This window comes from Polaribacter pacificus (genome assembly GCF_038024035.1).
GTDB classification, from domain to species: Bacteria; Bacteroidota; Bacteroidia; order Flavobacteriales; family Flavobacteriaceae; genus Polaribacter; species Polaribacter pacificus.
On record NZ_CP150664.1, the window covers coordinates 128905 to 154070 of the forward strand.

The window sequence follows — 25166 nt, forward strand, 5'->3', positions numbered from 1 at the left end:
TTGACAGCTAAGGCTGTTTCATTAACATTTTTTTAAGAAAAAAACACCCTTAAATAGTAATATCCTAACATAATTGATTGACTAAATTAACCTTTCCTAGCTTCATTTGTATCATTCTTAAATCACTAAAAACAAACACAAATGAAAAACAAAATTACAGGGAAGCTTTTACTATTGGTAGGTTTTTTCCTGATGAGTATCGTTGTACATGCACAACAGAAGGTTTCTGGAAAAGTTGTAGATGAAACCAATTCACCCTTACCTGGGGCAACGATTACAGTAAAGAACAGCAAGCAGTGGACAACCACTGATTTTGATGGGAATTTTAGCATCACTTTTGAAAAAGAGGCAGCTGTAATCCAAATTATGTTCTTAGGGTATGCCAGCAAAGAAGTTACTATTGGAAACCAAAAAAACATAGAAGTTCAACTATTACCAGCAACCAATACCTTAAGCGAGGTTGTCATTACTGCTTTAGGAATTAAAAGAGAGCAAAAAAAGGTTGGGTACGCAACTCAAAAAGTGAATGCAGAAACTTTAAAAGAGGTAGGCGCACCTAATGTTGCAGGATTAATAACTGGTAAAGTAGCAGGTTTAACGATTAACAATCCAACGGGCTTGTTTCAGTCACCTTCTTTTTCATTAAGAGGGAAATCACCTTTAATTGTAGTAGATGGAATTCCGGTGAGTACAGATTTTTATGATCTCTCTCCAGATGACATTATGGATATTACAGTTTTAAAAGGAACTTCGGCATCTGCATTATATGGATATAGAGGAGGAAACGGAGCGATTCAAATTACCACCTCTAAAGGAAGTAAATCTAATGGACTAGAGGTGATGGTTTCTCAAAACACGATGATTAGTGCTGGATTTACAGTATTTCCAGAAACACAAACTGAATACGGAAACGGTTCAAATGGTAAATACGAGTTTTGGGATGGTCAAGATGGTGGTATCTCTGATGGAGATATGATCTGGGGACCAAAATTTGAACCTGGTGTAAAAGTAGCACAATGGAACAGTCCAATACTTGACAAAACAACTGGAGAGACTATTCCTTGGTGGGGAGATGTAAGTAATACAAAGTATGATGATAAATCACGTTATTCTAGAGTTCCGATTGATTGGGAATACCACAATAACTTAGAAAACTTCTTAGAGACAGCAATTATAAGTACTACTAATTTCTCAATTTCGAATGCGGGAAAGAATGGATCTTACCGTTTGTCTGGAAATTATAAATCCCACAAAGGAAGAGTGCCAAACTCAGACCTTAAAACGGCAGGCTTAACCTTTAACTCTTCTTCAAAGCTATCAAAGGCGCTTACTTTAGATAGTAAGTTTGCGTATAACAAGGTGTTTTCTCCTAACTATCCAAGACATGGTTATGGTCCTAAAAATCACATGTACACCATTTTAATATGGATGGGTGATGATGTTAATGGTGATGAATTAAGAGCACATCCGTATATCCCTGGTCAAGAAGGTTACAGACAAGCAAATTTTAATTATGCTTGGTATAATAACGTGTATTTTGCGGCCAATGAGTTAACTCAAAAATATGATTCGAATGTGTTAAATGGCCAATTGAGATTAACTTATGAGATTTCTGACAACTTAAAACTTCAAGGTAGAGCATCAGCGATCATCAAAGATCGTTTTGAAGATAGAAAAAGCCCAAAATCATATTTAAACTACGGAGATCCTAGAGACGGAGATTACAAAACGTGGAACACGAGTAGTTTAGATGTTGATTACGATATGTTATTGTCTTATAATACAAAGATTTCAGACGCAATTTCTATCAATGCAAATCTTGGGGCTTCATCAGAATATCACAGATATCAACAAGAATACAATGCAACTGACGGAATCATCGTTCCTTTTGTTTACAGCTTAAACAATACCAAAGGGAACATTAAAGGAAGCACTAATTTTAGTGAGAGAGCTGTAAATAGTTTTTACGGAATGTTAGAATTGGATTATCAAGATAAGTTGTTTTTAACATTTACAGGTAGAACAGATAAACACTCAACATTACCAACAGATAATAATTCATTGTTTTACCCTTCTGTATCATTGAGTACGATGGTATCTAAATGGGTGCAATTACCAGAACAGGTAGACTATTTAAAAGTGTTTGGTTCTTGGGCACAAGTAAAAAGAGCTTTAAACCCATATCAGATTAACTCGTATTATGACAATGCAGGAACTTTTGATAGCAAACCAATGTTGTCGTATTCTGGTAGCTTAGTTAATTCAGCTATTGAAGGATCATTAACAACTAACTTAGAGTTTGGAATTAGTACTTCATTATTTAAAAACAGATTGGGATTGGATGTAGCATATTACAATGCTGTAGATGAAAATTCGATCATAAACTTGCCAATTTCTATTGGATCTGGGTATACTTCAAGAAAAGTAAATGCACATCAATTTACTACCAATGGTGTAGAAGTTGCTTTAAGAGGAACTCCAATTAAAAAAGAAAACTTTAGATGGAATGTACTTGCAAACTGGAGTAAAAAAGTACAAAGATTAACTCGATTAGATGAAGGAGCAGATCTTTATGGACAACTGCGATTAAATGATAGAACTGATGCTTATTATGCTACAGTTTGGGAGAAATCAGCAGATGGAGAGCTTATTTTAGACAGTAGAGGGCTTCCAACAAAAAATCCTTACCAACAAAATATTGGAAATAAGGATCCAGATTGGAGATTGGGTTTAGAAAACACATTTACATATAAAAAACTTTCTTTAAACATTGGAATAGACGGTGTTTGGGGTGGTTTAATTCGATCTAAAACAGTTGAAAAAATGTGGTGGGGTGGTAAGCATCCAAATTCTACAACCTACAGAGATGAAGAGTATCAAAAGGGTATAGGTACTGTTTACGTTCCTAATGGAGTTAATGTTACAGGAGGATCTATTGTTAGAGATGTAAAAGGGAATGTTATTTCTGACACCAGAACTTATAAGAAACACAGTACACCAGTAAGCTGGCAAACTTGGTCTCAAAACTACCCATATAGAGCACAAGTAACTTCGGCAGAAAGCAAAACATTTGCCAATGTTTTTGACAGAACATTTTTTAAGTTAAGAACTGTATCCTTAAAATACGATTTGACAGAAACGTTAAATGTAAAAGGCTTTAGAAACATAAGTGCAAGTTTAAATGGATATAATTTATTGGTATGGAAAAAGGCCGATATCATAGATCCTGATTTTGGAAATGATGATGATTTACAAGATCCTTCTACACGTTATGTAGGACTTGGTTTAACTCTTAAATTTTAACAAAAAATGAATACGTATAAAATTATTTTTTTAGTTTTTATTTCACTTGCATTAGCATCCTGTGAAAAAATAGACATCAATGAAAACCCTAACAAGGTTAGTCAAACACATCCAGATTTATTGTTAACACAAATAGCTTCAAGAGCTTTTCAAGTTCAAGGAAGAGGAGCTATGTATGCTTCGAGAATGATTGTGCAAACAGACGGTGAGAGCAGTGAGCAATATTACAAATGGGGTAGAGGTAGTTTTGATGGATTTAATCAATTGCGTCAAGTAACAAAAATGATAGAAGAGGCTACTAGGATAGAAAACAATTCTTACGTAGGTGTTGGTCACTTTTTTAGAGCTTATTATTTTTACAATATGGCCTTGTCATTTGGATCGATTCCTTATGCAGATGCTTTAAAAGGAGAAACAGATCAATTGTATCAGCCAGCATACTCAAGTCAAAAAGAAGTGTTTGTAGGTGTTTTAAAAGAGTTAGAACAAGCAAATAGTTTATTAGCTGGTAATGATTTTATCTCTGGTGATCCTATTTTTAATGGCGATGTTAGTAAGTGGAGAAAATTAGTCAATTCTTTTCGATTAAAAATATTGCTAAGTCTATCAAAAAAAGAGGCTGATACAGATTTACAAGTAAAGAGTAGCTTTGCTGCAATCTATGCATCAGAACCTATTATTTCTAGTTTTGATGAAAGTGCTCGTTTAGATTTTGCTGATGTTGTAGATACTAGATATACAGAGTTTAACTCTAGTAGTTATGGATCTGGATTGTACATGTCTTCTACCTTTATAGATCAATTAAAAGAGAGACAAGATCCAAGGTTGTTTATTTATGCAGATCGTACAAAACAAGCCAAAGAAAATGGTTTAGCAGTAAATGATTTCAATGCTTATGAAGGTGGTAACCCTACAGATCCTTACAACGATGTTAACTTGTTGGCAGCTGCTGGAAAAGTATCTAAAGTTAATGCAAGATACACTGTAGATCCAACAACAGAAGCTCATAATTTATTGAGCTATTCTGAGGTTCAATTTATTTTGGCCGAAGCTGCTGTTAGAGGTTGGATAGCAACTGATGCAAAAACGCATTATGAAAACGCAGTCAAAGCCAACTTTAAGTTCTATAATACTTATGCAAAAGGCAATAGAGTTGATGCTGTTGGTCAACAAGGATTTGTTACAGAAGCTGCTGCCAATACGTATCTTTCTGGAGCTAAAGTTCTTTTTACCAATGCAGTAACAGCAGATGAAAAATTATCGCTAATTTTAACTCAAAAGTATTTTACTTCTTTTTTACAAACAGGATGGAGAATGTACTTTGATCATTTGAGAACAGGTTATCCTGCATTCTCATATTTAGGAACCAATACACCTCCAACACGTTGGATTTATCCATCTTCTGAGTACAATGATAACTCAGAGAATGTTTCGCAAGCAATCAAAGAACAGTTTGGAGCAGCTAATGATGAAATCCGTCAAAAAACTTGGTGGTTAAATTAATCAATCAAAAAGCCGCAATTTAAGTTGCGGCTTTTTAAATTTTAGAATGATGAAAACAAAATTAATAGTTAGGCTCAGCATTTTTTTTCTATGCAGCAGTATTTCTGCTCAAACCATTGAGATAGCACCTTATTTACAAGATGCAAATCCAACTAGTATAAAAATTATGTGGCAAACAGATTTTGGAGATGAGGCTATGGTTCTTTGGGGAACTTCTCCAAAACTAGGGAAGCGAAGCTCCGGAACATCTTTTGATATCAATTTTACAGAAAAACGAGTGCATGAAGTGCATTTAGAAGGGTTGAAGAGGTTTACAACATATTATTATAAAGTGAAGACTGGGAAAACTGTTTCTCAATTGTATCAATTTAAAACACCTCCTTTTGCAGGAGATATCAAAAAGTTTAACATTTTGGCGATGAGTGATATGCAAATCGACAATGAGCACCCGTCAAAATTTTTAGAAATTGTAGAAGACGGTGTGCTCCCATATTTAAAATCTAAAAACCAAAAGGATGTTTCAGAAAATTTAGCGATGGTTGTGATTCCTGGAGATTTGGTTCAGAGTGGAACTAATTTTAGTCAATGGCAAGAACACTTTTTTAAGCCAGCACAAAACTTATTTTCAAAAGTCCCTGTATATCCAGTACCTGGAAATCACGAGCGGAATTCTGATTTTTACTTTAAATATTTTCACCTTCCAAAAAATGGAAGCCCAGAATACGCTGAGCATTGGTGGTATAAAGATTATTCAAATACTCGTGTAATTGGCTTAGACTCAAATGATGGGTATAGAGATATAAAACAACAGTTATCTTGGTTAGAAAAACTCTTAAAAAAAACAGCAGAAAACCCTGATATCGATTTTGTATTTGCACAATTACATCACCCTCATAAATCAGAACTTTGGATTCCTGGAGAAACTGATTTTACAGGAAAAGTTATCAAGTTACTAGAAGAGTTCTCAAAAAAAACAGGCAAACCTAGTCTGCACTTTTTTGGACATACACATGGGTATTCTAGAGGGCAATCTAAAGAGCACAAACACCTTTGGGTAAATGTAGCTTCAGCAGGAGGAGCTATAGATAATTGGGGTGAGTTTGAAGGTAGAGATTACGATGAGTTTACGGTTACACAAGATGAATACGGTTTTGTACTAGCCACTGTAGATCCATCAAAAGAAAATCCATCTTTTACTCTAAAAAGAATTAGCAGAGGAAACAATCTAGAATTTAGAGATAACGAGCTTACTGATAGTATTACCGTCTATAAAAATAGAGTTGCTCCAATAAAGCCAAACTTAATTTCACTAAACAATACAGTCCAAGAAATAGAAGGTTTAAAACTAAAAGCGAGCCCTTTTACCAGCAAATTAACTTCAGCGATTCATGCAGCTGCACAATGGCAAGTTGCCACGGAAACAACTTTTACAAAACTTGTTTTTGACAGTTGGAAACAGCATGAAAACTGGTATTACAAGGTAAACCGACAAAAAGATGATGATCTTACAGATGAGCAAGTTAGACGTTTGCAACCCAATACAACCTATTATGCAAGGGTACGTTACAGAGATCAATATTTAAACTGGAGTGACTGGTCAGAAATACGCACTTTTAAAACTAAAAAAAATGATTAAAAAATTTATAATATTCAGTGTTTTAAGCATCGCTTTTAGCGGATGTAATCAACCTGCAGAACTTGCAGACTCCCCAAAGGTGATTGTGATTACTTTAGATGGTCTGCGTTGGCAAGAACTGTTTTCTGGAGCAGACTCTTTGTTGGTAACCAACAAAACTTATGTAGATAATCCAGAGGCTTTAAAAAAGGAGTTTTGGAGACCGACAGCAGCCGAAAGGAGACAGGCTTTATTTCCATTTGTTTGGGATGTAATAGCAACACAAGGACAACTCCATGGCAATAGAACTTTGGGTAGTAAAATGAATTTGACTAACGGGATGCATTTTTCATATCCTGGTTATAATGAGATTTTAACAGGAGTGGCAGATGATGCTCGTATCGATAGTAATAAAAAAATGCCAAACCCAAATACTACGGTTTTAGAGTATGCTCAAAATTCAGAAGTCTATGCAGGAAAAGTTGCTGCATTTGGTAGCTGGGATGTGTTTCCGTTTATCATCAACGAAGAGCGAAGCGGTTTGTATGTGAATGCAGGTTTTAAAAAGGCACAAGGAACTCAGTTAACTGATAAAGAAATCTTTTTAAATGAATTGCAGGATCAAGTACCAAGCCCTTGGGGGAGTGTTCGTTTGGATGCTTTTACGCATCATTACGCCTTAGAAACTCTTAAAGAAAAACATCCGAGTTTGGTGTATATATCGTACGGAGAAACAGATGATTTTGCACATGATGGCAAGTACGACGCCTATTTAAAATCGGCTAAAAACACAGATGCATTTCTCCGTCAACTTTGGGATTTTGTTCAGCAAGACCCTTTTTACAAAGATCAAACTACCTTTGTAATAACTACAGATCACGGAAGAGGGACCCAGCCATTAGACACATGGAAGCACCATGGAAACTCAATTAAAAATACTGATCAAGTATGGTTGATGGCTTATGGTAAAGGGATTGATGCGCAGGGAGAAATCTCAGTAGAAGAGCAAATCTATACAAATCAAATTGCGGCTACTGTTGCTAAATTATTAGGTCTAAAAATTCCCAATAAAAACATTGGAGCTCCATTTGTTTTTGTAAAATAAATAAAAGAAAAAACTAATTTTAAAAGCCTTCGATTTCGGAGGCTTTTATTTTCTTGGATGGAATTTTTCTACGACAGTTTTTAAGTACGATTTATCTAAATGTACATAAACTTCGGTTGTGGTAATACTTTCATGCCCTAACATTTGCTGGATAGCCCTTAGATCAGCCCCGCCTTCTAACAAATGAGTTGCAAAAGAATGTCTCAAAGTATGTGGGCTAATAGTTTTGTTTAAATTGATTTTTGTAGCCAAATCTTTTAAAATGATAAAGATCATTTGCCTGGTTAGCGCTTTACCTCTTCTGTTTAAGAAAAGAGTGTCTTCATAACCTTTTTGAGGTGTTATTTTAGATCGAATTTGATGCAAATATGTGGTGATGTATTTTTGGGCATTGTAATGTATGGGCGTTAAACGTTCTTTATTGCCTTTTCCAACAACCCGAATAAAGCCCTCATCAAAAAACAAATCAGAGATTCTCAAGCTGGTTAATTCACTTACACGTAAGCCACAACTGTAAAGAGTTTCTATTAGGGTTCTGTTTCGCTCCCCTTGAGGATGGCTTAGGTCTATAGCGCTAATAAGTTTATTGATTTCTGTTTCAGAAAGTGTGTCTGGAAGTTTTCTTCCAATTTTTGGACTCTCTATCAATTCTGTAGGATTGTCATTTCTATAATCTTCAAAAATTAAAAAATCAAAAAAATTCCTCAAACCAGAGATGATTCTTGATTGACTGCTCGCACTAACTTGTTTGGCTATTTCATAAATAAACCCTTGTAAATCACTTGTGTCAATATGAAGAGGACTCACTTGTATTTTATGAGTTTCTAAATACAGCATAAGCTTACGAACATCTCTATGATAATTTTCAATAGTATTGGTAGATAGTCCGCGTTCAATTTTTAAGTAAAGTTGGTAATCTGTTAGTGCTTGTTGCCATTTCATAGAGACTTAAATATCTAAAAGATGAGTTACTAAAATAGGTTTTTAAAAAAATGAAAGGTATATTAGCCTTAACTATTTATCCCATAAAAATATGAAAAATCTATTTAGTTTATTCGTAGTCGTGTTTTTAAGTTATGGTACTTTGGCAGCTCAAGATAAAACTTTTGGGGTGAGTGTTGGTTATCAGTATGTTGGCGCAGTAGTAGATGGGGGAGGTTATTCTGGGTTTGATGGTGCATCTGGGTATTATATAGGTGTTTTTAAAAATTTTCATGTCATCGAAAAGTTAAGCTTTCAGCCAGAAGTAGCTTTTAGTCAAACCTTTAGTCAATCAGAAAGTATGAGTCAAATTATGCTTCCCATGTTATTGAAATACGAAATGACTCAAGGATTTAGTGTACAAGGAGGGCCTCTAATGGGTATTGCCTTAGAAGAGTCACCTGGGATTAAATCATTTGGTGTGGCTTTTGCAATTGGAGCTGCCTATGATTTTTCTGAGCTTTTGTTTTTTTCTATTCGCTATGCATTTGGAGCCTCAAATCAATTAGAAGATCAAGTTTTTCCAGGCGTTACCGGAAGGTATAATTATTTTCAGGCTGGTTTAGCCTATCGATTTTTATAAATTAATAAATTCTATTTTTACAAAAATATTTCAAGTGAAGTTAATTATTATAAACGGACCGAATTTAAATTTATTAGGCAAGAGAGAACCTCATATTTATGGGGCAACAACCTTTGAGGAGTCTTATACAGCTCTGCAAAATAAATACCCAACAGTAGATTTACATTATTTTCAATCCAACATAGAAGGCGAATTGATAGACAAACTACACCAAGTTGGTTTTGATTTTGATGGGATTATTTTAAATGCTGCTGCTTATACTCATACTTCGGTTGGTATTGGAGATGCGGTAAAAGGGATTGAAACTCCCGTTGTAGAAGTGCATATTTCTAATGTACATGCTAGAGAAGAATTTAGGCATGTAAGTTTTATAGCGCCCAATGCAAAAGGAGTCATAGCTGGTTTTGGAATTAAAAGTTATCAATTGGCTATTGAAAGTTTTTTATAAGGTAAGCTTCATTTTAATGTCAGCTCTTTCGTAATGCACATCCTTTTCTAGTTCAACTTCTATAAATCCAACTTTTTTATACAAATTAATGGCTGGCTCTAGCCTTCTATTTGAATACAGCATAATATTTTTCCAACCTTGATTTTTAGAAAAAGCAATGCAATAGTCAATGAGTTGTTGACCAATTTTTTTTCCTTGATATTTGGGTAAAACAGCCATTTTACTCAACTCAAAACACTCCTTTTCGTTAATTAAAGCAACAGTACCCACAATCTCATTCTCATAAGTAGCAAAAAAAATAAAGCCACCTTTGTCAAGTATATACGTTTGTGGATTGCTTAAAACCTTTTCATCATAAGGCTCTACATAAAAGTATGTTTGTAGCCATTCTATGTTTAAATTATAAAAATCCTTTGCAAATTCTTTTTTAAAAGGAATAATAGAAACTTCTAGCATAGTTTAAATTTTTGCGTCTACAATTGCCATCATCTCTTGCTCCAAAGCAATGGCTTTTTCATAAATGTTTTTTGCGTCAAAAAGAATTTTTTCTGCAAAAACGCTATCTTTTATGTCTTTTGCATTGATGCGAACATTAAAATAAGCACCAATAACAGCAGTTCTTGCGCATAAGGCACCCACACCAGCGTCAGAAAGTGAATTTTGCAATCCATTTTTTGCCATTTCTAGCATTACTTCCATAGAATTACAAGCTGTTTCCATCACTTTAAAAGGGATTTCTGTAGCATATTTTGTCGCATCTTCAATGGCTTTTTTTCTGATGATTATTTCTTCTTCGGTTGTTTTTGGCAAGCGAAATCCATCTATAATTTTATTAAAAGCATTGGTGTCTTCATCGACTAAAAACAGCAATTCATTTTTGTATTTCTGTCCTTTTTCTGCCCAATCAGAGAAATATTCCCATTGGTCATCCCAGCCAGGTTTGTGTGCTGATAAATTGGCGACCATCGTTCCTAAAGAAACGCCTAAAGTACCAACGTATGCAGCGATACTTCCTCCGCCTGGAGCCATAGATTCAGATGCAGTTTCTTCTGCAAAATCTTTTACACTAAAGTCGATGAGTTTTTTTGAAGCTTTAGAATTCATTACATATTCAATGATTCTTTCTTGTGGATTAAATGGTTTTAAATCATCCAAGCCCAAAGATTTGACCGCTATTTTAATTTTTTCAGACTCACTAATACCTATGGAGCGCTGTTGTTTTTTTAAAAAATAATCTGCAGCATCAAGCATAGCTTTTAATGGAACTAGTCCAACCAGTTCTGAGCCAGTGACCCGTAAACCTCTTTTTGTAGCTGCCTTATCTGATTCATCAAAGGCTTCATGCATAGAGGTTATGCTAATATTGGTTAAATTATAAGAAATCTGTGCAATTCCATATTCTTCTATGTACCAGCCAATCCCTTTTACAGCTTTTAGTTTTCCTGGAATCCGAATGGGTTCTCCGTTTTTGTCTAAGGCTTTTTTTCCTGTAATCGGGTTTCCTATTCTTTTTACTCTTCCGGCTTCTCTAACATCAAAAGCAATAGCGTTGGCTCTTCTGCTAGAAGTAGTGTTTAAGTTGACGTTATAGGCAATTAAAAAGTCTCTTGCAGAAATTGCAGTCACACCAGAGCTTATAGTGCTCTTATTGAATTTTTCTGGTCCAAAATCAGGTTTCCAAAGCGTATTGCTTAATTTGTCTTTAAGGCCTTCATATTCACCAGAACGAACAGTAGCTAAATTTTTTCTTTCTTTTGAGGTTGCTGCATTTTCATAAAAATAACCAGAAATACCCAATTCATCACCCACGCGTTTCCCAAGTTGATGTGCATAGCGGACTGTTTCTTCCATGCTAATATTAGCAATTGGCACAAGCGGGCATACATCGGTGGCACCAAAACGAGGATGAGCCCCAGTATGTGAACTCATATCAATTAGTTCAGCTGCTTTTTTGATTAATAAAAAAGCAGCGTCGATAACTTGCTGAGGTTCACCAACAAATGTAATCACAGTTCTGTTGGTAGCTTTACCTGGATCAACATCTAGGAGTTGAACACCTTCGACTGTTTTTACGATATTGGCAATGGCGTTTATTTTTTGCATATCGCGTCCTTCACTAATATTCGGAACACATTCTATGAGTTGTCTATTCATGGCTTTAAAAGATTATTCTTTTCAAAAATAAAAGAATCAGGGTAAACTCTATCCTTTTTTAGGAAAAATGAATTGGGAATTTGCACCAAATAAGGTTATATTTGATTTTTATAATTTTTTGAATGAATGAAAAGTGGCTTTTTACGATAACCCCTAAAAACAATTTGTTAAAAATTGATTTTAAAGAACTGTGGCGATATAAAGATTTACTTTTTTTATTTGTTAAAAGAGATGTGATTACGCTCTATAAACAAACTATTTTAGGGCCTTTATGGTATATCATTCAGCCTTTGTTTACTTCGGTAATTTTTACACTGGTTTTTAATAATATAGGTAATATTTCAACAAATGGTATTCCCGCTTTTTTATTTAATTTAGGTGGAATTACAGCTTGGAATTATTTTAAAGATTGCCTAGTAGATACTTCGGATACCTTTAAAAAGAATGAACAGATTTTTGGGAAAGTCTATTTTCCGAGAGTAATAATGCCCATGTCTATTATCGTTTCAAATTTATTGAAATTTGGAATTCAATTATTTATTTTTATTTTCTTCTATTGTTATTTTGTTTATACAGATGCAATAGATTTTAGTTTCTCTCTAAACTTGTTGTATTTGCCTTTACTGTTTATATCTATGGGAGTTTTAGGCTTAGGTTTGGGGATGATCATTTCTTCAATGGTAACAAAATACAGAGATTTAACTTTTTTAGTTTCTTTTGGTGTACAATTATTGATGTATTTGTCGGCAGTGGTGTACCCTGTAGAGCTATTTAAAGAGAAAGTTCCTAAATATTCTTGGTTGGTAGAATATAACCCCATGACAATTGTTATTGAAAACTTTAGAAAAATAGTTTTTCCAACTATAGAGGCAAGAGTTTTGCCCTTAGATATTTTTTATATGCTATTAATATCATTTGTAGTTTTCATAGTAGGCTTGTTTATTTTTAACAAAACTGAAAAAACTTTTATAGATACAATTTAGGATGAAGAACGAAGTAATTTTAAAGGTAGAAAATGTATCAAAACAGTATCGATTGGGAATGATTGGTACTGGAACTATTAGTCATGATTTAAATCGATTTTTTGCAAGGATTAGAGGAAAAGAAGACCCGTATTTAAAAATAGGAGAAACCAATAGCCGATCTACTAAAGGTACGTCAGAGTATGTATGGGCTTTAAAAGATATTAATTTTGAAGTTAACCGTGGAGAAATCTTAGGGATTATTGGTAAAAATGGCGCAGGGAAATCCACCTTGTTAAAAATTTTATCAAAGGTAACAGCACCAACTACTGGAATTATAAAATCAAAGGGGCGTATTGCTTCTTTATTAGAGGTTGGTACTGGTTTTCATCCAGAGATGACAGGTAAAGAAAATGTGTATTTAAATGGTGCCATTCTTGGAATGACCAAAAAAGAGATTACTGCTAAATTTGATGAAATAGTAGCTTTTTCTGGATGTGAACGCTATATAGATACTCCTGTGAAACGTTATTCTAGTGGAATGAAAGTACGTTTGGCTTTTGCGGTTGCTGCTTTTTTAGAGCCGGATATCTTAGTGGTAGACGAGGTGTTGGCTGTAGGGGATGCAGAATTTCAAAAAAAAGCCATCGGAAAAATGCAAGATATTTCTAATACGGATGGGAGAACCGTTTTGTTTGTGAGTCATGATATGAGTGCTATTAGTTCTTTATGTCCTAAATGCATACTTTTAAATGATGGACAGATTCACAGTATTGGAAAGACAAGTGAAATAATTAATCTTTATTTTAATGGAAAAAACATTATAAGCTCAGGTTTTGATCTAATCATCAATAGTATTTCGGATTATGAAGTTGTTTTTCAGACATTGTTAAAATCGGATTTACAAGTTCAGAGTGGAAGGTTTTTTATAAAGTTGATTGATTACAATGGTACTGAATTAATGTTGTTTGAGAAAAAAATGTCACAGGGTGATTCTGTTTTAAAAAAATTTAAACTAAATATAAGCTCTTTAAATGATGGAATTTATTCTTTACAAGCTAAGGTTTGGGCTACCTCATTGACAGGTAAAGATTTGGCCATTGCAACCCCATTTTACCCAATTCATATAAAAAATAAAGATCCGCAGCACAAGAGGGTTTTTGCAGGTGAATTATTGGAGATTTAGTTTTTTTTGTAAAACTTCTAATAGTTATTTTAAAATTTAATGTAGAGTTTCTCTTTTTTTTAGTTTTTTATAAAAATACAAATTCTATCACGTAGACCATAAAACATTTCAAATACAGTTGTAAATATATGACTAGTAATGGTACAGATTTAATGAAAAATCAAAGAAAAAAGGTATTGGTAGTTTTTGGAACTAGACCAGAAGCAATTAAGATGGCTCCACTGGTTAAGCTCTTAAAAGAGGAGGCAGGTTTTGAAACCAAAGTTTGTTTGACGGCTCAGCATAGAGAAATGTTAGATCAAGTCCTAGATTTTTTTAAAATCATACCCGATTTTGATTTGGACCTCATGAAGCCAAATCAATCATTAAATGAATTAGCTTCAAGAATTCTATCTAAAATTGATGTAGTACTAAATAACTTTAAACCAGATTTAGTTTTGGTGCATGGAGACACCACTACAAGTAGTATGGTTGCTTTGGCGGCATTTCATAAACAAATAAAAATTGGACACGTAGAAGCAGGGTTGAGAACGTATGATAAAACTGCACCTTTTCCTGAAGAAATTAATAGACAAATAACAGGAAGATTAGCAGATTTTCATTTTTCTCCAACTAAAAAATCTGCAGATAATTTAATTGAGATAGAAAAGGTTGATAAAAAAACTGTTTTTATTACAGGCAATACAGTTATCGATGCACTTTTGTGGGGACTTAAACATATTAATGAGCATCGAGATGAAATTGTAAATTTGAAGCAAAAAATCAACTCGAAAAAAAAGCTTATTTTAATCACTGGGCATCGGCGAGAAAATTTTGGAGATAAATTTAAAGAATTTTGTAAAGCTCTTTTAGAGTTGGCCAAGAGAGATGATGTACAATTGATATATCCAGTACATTTAAACCCAAACGTTCAAGATGTCGTTTATAAAATGTTGTCAGAACATACAAACATCTTATTAATACATCCATTGGATTATGAGGTTTTTATTTGGTTAATGAATCAATCGTATTTTATTATTACAGATAGTGGAGGTGTTCAAGAAGAAGCTCCTTCTTTAGGAAAACCGGTCTTGGTTACAAGAGATGTTACGGAAAGACAAGAAGCTGTAGAATCTGGTGTAGTTAAATTAGTAGGCACTGATTATGCAAAAATACTTAAAGAATCAGAGATTTTACTTGATAATAAAGTTGCTTATAATAACATGTGTAAATCAAGTAACCCTTATGGTGATGGAAAAGCAAGTAAGAAAATTTTAAAGACGATATTAGAGGTTAATTAATATGAAAACATTAATAATCGTAGAAGAGCTCGGAGATATTTCTGTTTCTGCTGCCATTGCAAATTGGTCACTGATTACTCTTTTAAGTAAAGAGTTAAAAGAATTAGATATTTTAACTTTAGATAATACTTCTAAAAGTCTGATTGATAGTTGGGATAAAGGTCGTTTTTTTTTCCATAAAAAAAATAATTTAACCCCTTTGCAAAAACGAATAAGAAAAAATTTTACTTTTTTACAGACTGTTTTTCAAATCCTTTCTGGTAATAGTTTTGAGCAGTATAATAGAATTAAAAATATCAGATTTTTTTTAAACAACAACACTCAATATAATAAAATATTATTATTAAGTGGAGGATTAGGGTTTGCACCACACCAATCGGTTTCTAAAATTAAATTTAAAAAAAATGTTCAGATTTTAGGTGTTTTTCATGACCCCTATCCGTCTTCAAGTTATCCTGAGCCTTATAAAGGGGGAAATTATTTTCACGAATATTTTAAAAGAAGGAACCTTCAACAGGCTATTTGTAAAATTAATCATTTGATATTTCCATCTAAAAAATTATATGAATGGTATTTAAAAGATTATAAAATTAATTCTGCAAATATTTCTATTATTCCACACGCTGTAAAGTTTAATTCAGGTGTAAATATAAAAAGAGTAGACGCTAAAAATGAAATAATAATAACACATACAGGAACTCTTTTAAAACCCAGAAACCCTTTAACTTTTTTAAAAGTTTTTTATCGTGTTTGCGATCCAAAAACAGCATTGCGTTTTTATGGTCCAATACATAAAGATGTAAATATAGAAATTAAAGACTTTAATAAAAAGAACATACAAATAGTTAATAAGAGAATACCTTATAATGAAGCTTTAGATAAATTAAATGAATCATCATTTTTATTGTTGGTTGAGTCTGGTGCTGAGTTTAGTCCTTTTTTGCCAACTAAATTTGTTGATTATATAAATATTGGAAAACCAATAATTGTTTTAACGCCAGAAAAATCAGAGATTTCTAGATTATTAGGAGAAGATTACCCATTTAAAACAACGTTAAATAACGAAAAGGAGATCGAAAAAATTATAGCGAACTTAGAAAATGATGAATTAATTAAATTATCTTTAAAAATAATTAATGAACTTAAAGAGTATTTTTCTGAAGAATATATTTTAAAAAAATACTTAAAAATTTTATCAACTGATTAAATGTCTAAAAAAAATATTCTATTATCAAGTAAAGCGATACCATCTGATCAAATTGGGAGTTGGAATGTATTGTTAACTAACTTAGTTAAGAAAGAGACTTCTTTTTTTGATAAAATTATAAGTCCATACCCTTCTTCCGTAATTGAGCGAGTTAATGTACCTGTTGAAACTAATAATATTTTAACAGTTTTCTTGTCTAAGTTTAATAGTTATTATGCTAAAAAAACATATTGGAAAAAACTCAAAGAAAACATTACTAGTACTGAAATAGTTAATGTTATTATTTTTGACGACATAAAAATCTTACAAACAATTAATCATTACGCTAAAAAAGCTCGTATCAGAAAGCAGATAAATATTATTTATTTTATAAGAGGCTATAGGTTTGATGTTCCAGTAGACCATAGAAACAACATCTATAACTGCATAGATAAATTAGTCATTCAAACAGAATCATCCTATAAAATACAGCTACAAGAAAATCATACTATTCCTTGTGAAGTAGTTTTACTACCAAACGGTATTGACTCAAAAGTTTTTTATCAATTACAACCCAAAGACAAAGAAGAGTTAAGGCATAAATTAGGGTTTGATAATGGCAAAATGTATTTTTTATGGGTTTCTCAAGACAGGCCAAAAAAAGGATTATCAATCGTTTTAAAAGCTTGGGAGAACATCATTCAAAAGCATACAGATGTTGAGCTTCTCATACTCGGAACTCACAATGAAGTTAAAGGAAAACAAATTACCTGGTTGGGTAGAAAGAAGAATAAACAATTAGCAAGATATTATCAGTCAACAGATTTTTATATATTCTCTTCCTTGTGTCATGAAGGTCATCCATTAAGTTTAACAGAAGCATTAAAATCAGGAGCAAAATGTTTAGCGTCAGATATAGATCCAATATCTGAGGTATTGCACGACGGTGATTTAGGTTATTTAGTCAAAAATCCACATTTTGTTGATAGTTGGGTAAATGCCATTAATGATGTGTTAACTAATGACATCAATTTTAATATGAATAATACTGATTTGATAAAACTTTATAATGATAAAGAATGGATTGCTAACTTTAAAGAAATTTTAAATTAAATGTACATCATAGCAGAGATAGCACAAGCGCACGATGGTAGTTTAGGAATGGCACATGCTTATATAGATGCTGTTGCTAAAACAGGTTGTGATGCAATTAAGTTTCAAACTCATATTGCAGTTGCAGAAAGTAGTATTTATGAACCCTTTAGAGTGCAATTTTCAAAACAAGATGCCACGCGTATTGATTATTGGAAACGTATGGAATTTACTTTAGAACAATGGATAGAAATTAAACACCATTGTGATGAAGTTGGTATAGAGTTTATGAGCTCGCCATTTAGTAATGCCGCAGTTGATTTATTAGAAGCAGTTGGGGTAAAACGATACAAAATAGGTTCAGGTGAGGTTAACAATTTTGTGTTGTTAGAAAAAATTGCTCAAACAGGCAAACCTGTAATTATTTCTTCAGGTATGAGTTCTTTTGAAGAGTTAGATAAAACAGTTACATTTTTAAAAAATAGAGATGTTTCATATGCTATTTTACAATGTACAACTGCGTACCCAACAAAGCCAAAAGAGTTTGGTTTAAATGTAATTCAAGAGTTAAAAAATAGATATCATGTTTCTATTGGATTCTCTGATCATTCTTCAACACTAGAAGCCTGTATTGCAGCAACAGCTTTAGGGGCCGAAATTTTAGAGTTTCATGTGGTTTTTGATAAAGAAATGTTTGGTCCAGATGCAAAATCGTCTTTGACAATTAAAGAGACGACAGCATTGGTAAAAGCAGTTAAAAATATAGAAACTGCATTACAACATCCAATTGATAAAAATGACAATTCTAAATTCACTGATTTAAAACAAATCTTTGAAAAATCGTTAGCAATTAATAAAGATTTAAAAAAAGGAGATATAATTACTTTTTCTGATTTAGAAACAAAAAAGCCAAAAGGTTATGGTATTTTAGCTAGTGAATATGAAAAGATTCTAGGAAAAAAACTCAATAAGGATTTAACTCAATGGAGTTTTTTAAATGATAAAGATTTAATTAAATAAAATAATAACTCTTTTTATGACAGTAAAACAACTTTCCAAGATATATTATAAACACTTCTCAAAGCTGAATGGTAATGAACATATTGCTAGTGTTTATGGTATTGAGGTAATTTTAAATTTAATAGCCAAATACAAACCAAAAAATATTTTAGAATTAGGTTTAGGGATTGGTTCAATTTCTTATTCAATTATTGATTTTTTGTCAACAAGTAACAAAGATTATAATTATTACGGTACGGAAAATAATGAATTTTGTTTACAAGTATTACCAACTAATTTAAAAGAAAAATACGATAAAATAAATTTATTCAACGAGTTTAAAAATATTCCAACAAATTTGAAATTTGATTTTATAATTATTGATGGGTCCGATAAGTCTTTAGCACAAATAAAAAAGAGTGTTTCTAATAGAGCTATTATTTTTATTGAAGGGTATAGAATTGATCAAGTAAATTTCATAAAATCTATTTTCCCAAAAAGTATTTATACAAGTGTTATTTCTGACTTTAAAAATCCCAAACATGGCCCATTTGATAGTGATAAATGGTCTGGTGGCGGGCAACTGATTTTTGTTAATCCTTCATTTCAGCAAAAAATGCATAGATTTTATTTAAGGCTATTAACTTCTTTTAAGTATAAAATAACTAGAAAACTAAGATGAAAAAAATATGCGTAGTAGTTACTGCAAGACCTTCTTATAGTAGAATAAAGACTGCATTAACAGCAATACAAAAACATCCCAAATTAGAATTACAATTGGTCATTGCAGGTTCTGCATTGCTTGGTCGTTACGGTAATGCTATTGATTTTATAGAAAAAGATGGTTTTGAGATAGCTGAGAAAGTTTTTATGGTCTTAGAAGGTGAAAACCCTACTTCAATGGCAAAAACAACAGGTTTAGGGGTTATGGAGTTAGCAAATGTTTTTTACAAGCTTCAGCCAGATGCAGTAGTTACAATTGCAGATCGATTTGAAACCATTGCGACAAGTATTGCCGCTTCTTATCAAAACATCCCTTTGATTCATATTCAAGGTGGAGAAGTTACAGGAAATATTGATGAAAAGGTGCGGCATGCCAATACAAAATTAGCAGATTTGCATTTGGTTGCCTCAGAAGATGCGAAAGAACGTGTTTTAAAAATGGGAGAAAACCCAGAAATGGTTTTTAATACCGGTTGTCCATCCATTGATTTGGCAAAAGAAATAAAAGAAAACCCAAAATTAGACTTCAATCCAATTGAAAAATACGGTGGAGTTGGTGAAGTTATAGATTGGAAAAATGGATATTTAGTGGTCATGCAGCATCCAGTTACAACAGAATATACATCAGCAAGACAAGATGTTTTAAAAACTTTAGAAGCCATACATGAATTAAATATTCCAACATTTTGGTTTTGGCCTAATGTAGATGCAGGTTCTGATGGAACCTCAAACGGGATCCGATATTTTAGAGAAACAGTAAAACCAAAAAATATCCATTTCTTTAAAAATATGGAACCCAATGATTTTTTAAGATTGTTGGTAAACAGCAAATGCTTAGTCGGTAATTCTAGTGTTGGTATAAGAGAATGTTCATATTTAGGGGTTCCTGTTGTCAATATTGGAACCAGACAAAACAGACGACAAAGAGGTTCTAATGTTTTAGATACGATTTATGACAAAAATGAAATTATAAAAGCAATAGAAAATAGAATTTCATCTAAGAGTATTGTTTCGTCAACCATTTATGGCGATGGAAATTCTGGAGAAATGATTGCTGATGTGTTGGCCGAAACAAATTTGACTTTTCATAAAACAATTATGTATTAATGAAAATTTTAGCAATCATACCCGCAAGAGGAGGTTCTAAAGGGGTTCCAAGAAAGAATATTAAATTATTAAATGGCAAGCCTTTATTAGAATACACAGCTAAGGTTGCGTTAAAATCTAGCTTGTTATCTAAAGTGATTGTAAGTACAGATGATGATGAAATTATTTCTGTAGCAAAAAAGTTAGAATTAGAAGTCCCTTTTAAAAGACCTATAGATTTAGCTGCAGATACTTCATCTTCTTTATCTGTTATTCTTCATGCTTTAGCGTATTTTGAATCTAAAAGTATCTATTTTGATGCGGTCTGTTTACTACAAGTAACGAGTCCTTTTAGAACCGTCGAATTCTTGGATGCAGCAATCCAAAAATTTATAAATAGCGATGCAGATTCATTAGTGTCTGTACAAGAGGTACCACATGAATACAATCCACATTGGACTTTTGAATTAGATAAAAATCAACATTTAAAAATTGCGACTGGGGAATCTACAATTATAAGTCGAAGGCAAGACTTGCCAATTGCATACCATAGAGATGGAAGTATTTATATTACGAAAACAAACATATTAAAAGAACAAAATTCTTTATTTGGAAATAAAATAGCACACTTGGTTTCACCAAAAGAGTTTTATGTCAATATCGATACGATGGATGATTGGAGTAAAGCAGAAGTAATGGTAAAGCGTTTAAAATTGTAAAATAATATGTGTGGTATTTCTGGGATAATAGGCAGTGGTTTTAATCGTGATTTACTATCGAAAATGATAGAAATCCAACAGCATAGAGGACCAGATAGTTCTGGTGAATATGTTAGGGATGGAGCCTGCTTGGGCCATAATAGATTGTCAATAATAGACCTGTCAGAAGCAGCCAATCAGCCTTTTTTTGATACTACAGAGCGATACATAATCGTTTTTAATGGTGAAATTTATAACTATTTAGAATTAAAATCAGAATTAGAGTACAATTTTAAAACGAATTCAGATACAGAAGTTCTTTTAGCGGCCTATATTAAATGGGGAAAAGATTGTTTACATAAATTAAATGGAATGTTTTCGTTTGCAATTTGGGATTCAACCGAGAAAAAACTTTTTGCTGCTCGAGATAGATTTGGTGTAAAACCTCTTTATTATCACCACTCAGAAGAAACTTTCTACTTTGCTTCAGAAATCAAAACATTACATGCTGCTGGTGTTCAAAAAGCACCAAATGAAAAAGTTTGGGCAAGTTATTTTGTTTATGGAAGTTATGGAATGCCCAACGAAACTTTTTGGAAAGATATACATCAATTACCAGGAGGTCACTGGTTAGAATTTGAGAACAATCAAATTAAAATTGAAAAGTGGTACGTATTTGAAGAAGAAATAAAAAAGTATCAAAAAAAGAAAAGTTATGATGCCGTAAAATCTGAATACACAGCTCTGTTAAAAGATAGCATAGAACTAAGGTTTCGATCAGATGTTCCTGTCGGGTTTAATGTGAGTGGGGGCTTGGATAGCTCGGCTCTTTTAGCTTTTGTAAATCTACTTGGCAAGGAAAAAAGCAACATTAATGCCTATACATTTTTTACAAATGATAAACGTTATGATGAGCTTCCTTGGGTAGAAGAAATGATTTCACTCACAAAAAATCCACTAAAAAGGGTTTTATTACAAGCAAAAGAAGTTAAGGAATTAGCAAAAAAAATAAACAGTTATCAAGATGAACCTTATGGAGGCTTACCAACCTTAGCCTATTCAAAAATATTCCAAAAAGCAAGAGAGGATGGTGTTTTGGTTTTGTTAGACGGTCAAGGAATGGATGAGCAATGGGCAGGCTATGATTATTATGTAAAAAAAACAGGAAGTTTAATTCAAGGCGTCAACAGATCTCCATTTCGTAAAAATGTCCTTTCAGATTATCTAATAAACCTAGCTGAAAAACCAGCGTATCCTAAACCATTTGAGGATGATTTGTTAAATTTACAATTTAGAGATTTATTTTACACAAAAATCCCTAGAGCTTTAAGGTTTAATGATCGAATATCGATGACTTATGGTACTGAATTAAGGGAGCCTTTCTTAGATTATAGATTGGTAGAGTTGGCTTTTTCTCAACCAATTGAGTATAAAATTAAGGCTGGAGTTCAAAAAAGCATGTTACGAGAAATCGTATCAGAGTATTTAAGTGACTCAATCAGTTACGCACCAAAAAGACCCCTACAAACACCCCAAAGAGAATGGTTATGTAAAGAATTAAAAGACTTTGTATGGCAAGAAATAAATGATATTGAACATTCAAAATTTGCAAACTGGTTTGATATTAAATCATTGAAGCAAGAATACAATAGCTTTTTAGAAGGAGATAATGATTCAAGCTTTCATATCTGGCAATGGATAAATTTTAATATGTTGAATAAATAAGATGAAGATATTGTTTTTAGTACCTGATGGTGTAGGAATACGAAACTATTTGTATTCAGATTTAATTCCTGAATTAAGAAGTTGTAATGCAGAAATTTGTTTGTATCACAAAGTGTCTAAATCTGCGATAAAAGAAATCGAAATTGTTCATAAAATTAAAATTGAAAACAAAGAAATTTCTGATTTAAATGAAACTTTCTATTTAAAGTTTCTTAGAGAATCGACAGCTTATGCGCGATTGATTTACTTTAAAGATTTTTTAAAAAATAAAACAATACTTAATTTTTGGGGTAAAAATCCTACATCTTTTAAGCTAAAAGCATTCTATTTTTCATGCAAAACATTGGGAACTTATTTATCTAAAAATTACAATTTACTTAGGAGGTATGAATTAAAATATGAAGAAAAAATAAAAACAACAAAGGCATATCAAAAAGCAAAAGAAGATTTAAAGATATTACAGCCAGATTTTATTATCAACCTTCACCAAAGAGCGCCAATAACTACACCAGTAATACTAGCAGCACAAGAATTAAGAATTAAAAACAGTACCGTGATTTTTTCTTGGGACAATATTCCTAAAGGAAGATTAATCTGTAGACCAGATATGTATTTTGTTTGGTCAGAGTTAATGAAAAAACAACTATGTCTTTTATACAAAGAAATTTCTCCTGAGAGTGTATATATTGTTGGTTCACCTCAATTCGAATTTTATAAAAAGAAAGAGTTTCAACAAAGTAAAGAAGCCTTTTTTCGTCAGTATAAGTTAGATACCTCCAAAAAAACGATTTGTTTTTCTGGTGATGATAAATTAACAACACCCTATGATCAATTTTTTTTAGAAGATTTATGTTCTTCTATACAAGAGTTTCCAAAAAATGAACGTCCCCAGATTATTTTTAGAAGATGTCCTGTTGATTTTAGCGATCGGTATGATTTCGTTTTAGAAAAGTATAAAAATGATATTGTTATTGTTAATCCAGATTGGCGAGTAGAAACCCCTTCTCAAGAAACAAATTTTACAATGATATATCCTGCCTATACTGATATTTCTCTTTTAGTGAATACTTGTTTGCATTCTGATGTTGTTGTAAATCTAGGAAGCACTATGGCTCATGATTTTGCCGTTTTTGACAAACCATGTTTGTATGTAAATTATAATCCAAAGCGTGATGAAAATTGGTCAGTTGAGATGCTTTATCAATTTGAACATTTTAAAAGTATGGAAAACCTTGATGCCGTTGGTTGGGTTAATACACCTTCAGAACTTTACCCATTATTAAAAATAGCTTTAAGCACGCCTGATTTGATTGCTAAAGAAAGAAAGCAATGGTTAAAAAAAATAATACAACATCCTCTTGAGAAAAATTCAATAAATTTAGCAACCCAAATTTTAGAAAAATGCACATCTGCTTCTTAACACATGAATTTCCTACAAAAAATTTGAACGGTGGAGGAATCGGTTCTTTCGTTAAGTTTTTAGGAGAAAAACTAGTTGAGAATGACATCGTGGTTTCTGTAATTGGTTTTTACAATGTGCCCTCAGAACAATTAGAGAGCGTTGATGGAATTAGTGTTTATAGGTTGCCAAGGTCTCGATGGAAGTTTGCGAGGTTTTATGATAACACAAAACGTCTTTTAAAAAAGATAGACGAAATAAATGAGATTAATACAATAGATATTGTTGAAGGTAGTGAATTAAATTTTGCTTTTTTTTCTAAAAAAACACCCTATAAAAAAATAATTAGATTACATGGCGGACATCATTTTTTTGCAAAAGAATTAGGAAAAAAACCAGCTCTTTGGAGAGGGTATCAGGAAAAAGCATCCTTTTCCAGGGCGGATGGTTTTATTGCGGTTAGTAATTATGTAGGAACTCAAACAAAAAAATATTTAAATTTAAATTTTAAATTCACAACCATCTATAATTCAGTAGATTTTACAAAGTTTAAACGGAATACTTCTACTAAACTTAAAAAGAATACTTTATTGTTTGTTGGCACTATTTGTGAAAAAAAGGGAGTTCGACAGTTGGTGCAAGCAATTCCAATGATAAAAAAACAATTTCCAGATGTTGTTTTAAATATCATAGGTAGAGATTGGAAGTTTCTAGACGGAAGTTCATACATAGAATATTTAAAAAGTTTTGTTTTACAAGAAGATAAAGAATCTATACATATAATTGGACCAAAACCTCATTCAGAAATACCTTTATATATAGCAGAGGCTGATGTTTGTGTATATCCATCTCATATGGAAGCAATGCCAATCGCATGGATTGAGGCGTTGGTAATGGGGAAAAAAGTTGTTGCCAGTCGAATAGGTCCAGCATTAGAGCTTATTAAAGACAAAGAAACAGCTTTGTTAGTAGATCCGTATTCTTCAGAGGATATTGCCAATAAAATTATTGAGGTGTTAAGCAATGCTAAAGAAGCCCAAATAAGAGCAGACAATTCAAGTAAAGATATGTTGCTAAGGTTTAACCCAGAAGAGATCGTATTTCAAAATATTAATTTTTATAAATCTATGTTATAAAC

At 32.4% G+C, this 25166-nt stretch carries 21 protein-coding genes; 18 read left to right on the forward strand and 3 right to left on the reverse strand.

Features of this window, described 5'->3' with window-relative positions; genetic code table 11:
- Positions 1–141: 141 nt before the first annotated feature.
- From WHC90_RS00575 to WHC90_RS00590, 4 genes are read left to right on the forward strand one after another with little or no spacing between them, the layout of a single operon-like run.
- Positions 142–3303 carry a SusC/RagA family TonB-linked outer membrane protein gene (locus WHC90_RS00575; RefSeq protein WP_188598941.1) on the forward strand — a complete coding sequence of 1054 codons (3162 nt, stop codon included), beginning with the start codon at positions 142–144 and terminating at the stop codon, positions 3301–3303.
- A gap of 6 nt (positions 3304–3309) precedes the next feature.
- Positions 3310–4806, forward strand: coding sequence for a SusD/RagB family nutrient-binding outer membrane lipoprotein (locus tag WHC90_RS00580; RefSeq protein ID WP_188598940.1), 1497 nt, complete (start codon positions 3310–3312; stop codon positions 4804–4806).
- A gap of 46 nt (positions 4807–4852) precedes the next feature.
- Entirely contained in the window at positions 4853–6442 is a 1590-nt protein-coding gene (locus WHC90_RS00585; RefSeq protein ID WP_340819807.1) for a fibronectin type III domain-containing protein, read from the forward strand.
- Entirely contained in the window at positions 6435–7526 is a 1092-nt protein-coding gene (locus WHC90_RS00590) for an alkaline phosphatase family protein (protein ID WP_188598939.1), read from the forward strand. The genes WHC90_RS00585 and WHC90_RS00590 overlap by 8 nt, the downstream gene beginning before the upstream one ends.
- Before the next feature lie 45 nt (positions 7527–7571).
- On the opposite strand, the gene xerD is transcribed toward WHC90_RS00590, so the two are convergent.
- Positions 7572–8468: a site-specific tyrosine recombinase XerD gene (xerD, locus tag WHC90_RS00595; RefSeq protein ID WP_188598938.1), complete on the reverse strand. Its 897-nt coding sequence runs from the start codon at positions 8466–8468 to the stop codon at positions 7572–7574.
- 91 nt (positions 8469–8559) lie between these two features.
- On the opposite strand from xerD, the gene WHC90_RS00600 reads away from it, so the two are divergent.
- Positions 8560–9090: an outer membrane beta-barrel protein gene (locus WHC90_RS00600; protein WP_188598937.1), complete on the forward strand. Its 531-nt coding sequence runs from the start codon at positions 8560–8562 to the stop codon at positions 9088–9090.
- 34 nt (positions 9091–9124) lie between these two features.
- Entirely contained in the window at positions 9125–9538 is a 414-nt protein-coding gene (gene aroQ / locus WHC90_RS00605) for a type II 3-dehydroquinate dehydratase (RefSeq protein WP_188598936.1), read from the forward strand.
- Here aroQ and WHC90_RS00610 read toward each other — a convergent pair.
- Complete coding sequence (locus WHC90_RS00610) at positions 9533–9994, reverse strand: GNAT family N-acetyltransferase (protein WP_188598935.1); 462 nt, start codon at positions 9992–9994, stop codon at positions 9533–9535. The two genes, aroQ and WHC90_RS00610, sit on opposite strands and share 6 nt — an antisense overlap.
- Before the next feature lie 3 nt (positions 9995–9997).
- Positions 9998–11692 carry a glutamate formimidoyltransferase gene (ftcD, locus tag WHC90_RS00615; protein ID WP_188598934.1) on the reverse strand — a complete coding sequence of 565 codons (1695 nt, stop codon included), beginning with the start codon at positions 11690–11692 and terminating at the stop codon, positions 9998–10000.
- A 122-nt stretch (positions 11693–11814) separates the two neighbouring features.
- Between ftcD and WHC90_RS00620 the strand changes: the two genes are divergently transcribed.
- The 12 genes from WHC90_RS00620 to WHC90_RS00675 all read left to right on the forward strand — a co-directional run bounded on the left by WHC90_RS00620 (position 11815) and on the right by WHC90_RS00675 (position 25164).
- On the forward strand, positions 11815–12675 hold the full coding sequence (locus tag WHC90_RS00620; protein WP_188598933.1) for an ABC transporter permease: 861 nt from the start codon (positions 11815–11817) through the stop codon (positions 12673–12675).
- A 1-nt stretch (position 12676) separates the two neighbouring features.
- A complete protein-coding gene (locus WHC90_RS00625; protein WP_229664934.1) occupies positions 12677–13840 on the forward strand; it encodes an ABC transporter ATP-binding protein in 1164 nt (387 codons plus the stop codon).
- A 128-nt stretch (positions 13841–13968) separates the two neighbouring features.
- Positions 13969–15120 carry a non-hydrolyzing UDP-N-acetylglucosamine 2-epimerase gene (gene wecB, locus WHC90_RS00630; protein WP_229664933.1) on the forward strand — a complete coding sequence of 384 codons (1152 nt, stop codon included), beginning with the start codon at positions 13969–13971 and terminating at the stop codon, positions 15118–15120.
- 1 nt (position 15121) lies between these two features.
- Positions 15122–16327, forward strand: coding sequence for a hypothetical protein (locus WHC90_RS00635; protein WP_188598932.1), 1206 nt, complete (start codon positions 15122–15124; stop codon positions 16325–16327).
- A complete protein-coding gene (locus WHC90_RS00640; RefSeq protein ID WP_188598931.1) occupies positions 16328–17419 on the forward strand; it encodes a glycosyltransferase family 4 protein in 1092 nt (363 codons plus the stop codon).
- Entirely contained in the window at positions 17420–18418 is a 999-nt protein-coding gene (locus WHC90_RS00645) for an N-acetylneuraminate synthase family protein (protein WP_188598930.1), read from the forward strand.
- A 16-nt stretch (positions 18419–18434) separates the two neighbouring features.
- Positions 18435–19079, forward strand: coding sequence for a hypothetical protein (locus tag WHC90_RS00650; RefSeq protein ID WP_188598929.1), 645 nt, complete (start codon positions 18435–18437; stop codon positions 19077–19079).
- Positions 19076–20227: a UDP-N-acetylglucosamine 2-epimerase gene (neuC, locus tag WHC90_RS00655; RefSeq protein WP_188598928.1), complete on the forward strand. Its 1152-nt coding sequence runs from the start codon at positions 19076–19078 to the stop codon at positions 20225–20227. The genes WHC90_RS00650 and neuC overlap by 4 nt, the downstream gene beginning before the upstream one ends.
- On the forward strand, positions 20227–20925 hold the full coding sequence (locus WHC90_RS00660) for a cytidylyltransferase domain-containing protein (RefSeq protein ID WP_188598927.1): 699 nt from the start codon (positions 20227–20229) through the stop codon (positions 20923–20925). Before neuC ends, WHC90_RS00660 begins: the two co-directional genes overlap by 1 nt.
- Positions 20926–20931: 6 nt before the next feature.
- Positions 20932–22629 (forward strand): asparagine synthase (glutamine-hydrolyzing), encoded by a 1698-nt coding sequence (gene asnB, locus WHC90_RS00665; RefSeq protein ID WP_188598926.1) that lies wholly within the window; start codon positions 20932–20934, stop codon positions 22627–22629.
- 1 nt (position 22630) lies between these two features.
- Positions 22631–24049 (forward strand): hypothetical protein, encoded by a 1419-nt coding sequence (locus tag WHC90_RS00670; protein WP_188598925.1) that lies wholly within the window; start codon positions 22631–22633, stop codon positions 24047–24049.
- Entirely contained in the window at positions 24031–25164 is a 1134-nt protein-coding gene (locus WHC90_RS00675) for a glycosyltransferase family 4 protein (protein WP_188598924.1), read from the forward strand. The genes WHC90_RS00670 and WHC90_RS00675 overlap by 19 nt, the downstream gene beginning before the upstream one ends.
- The last annotated feature ends 2 nt before the right edge of the window (positions 25165–25166 follow it).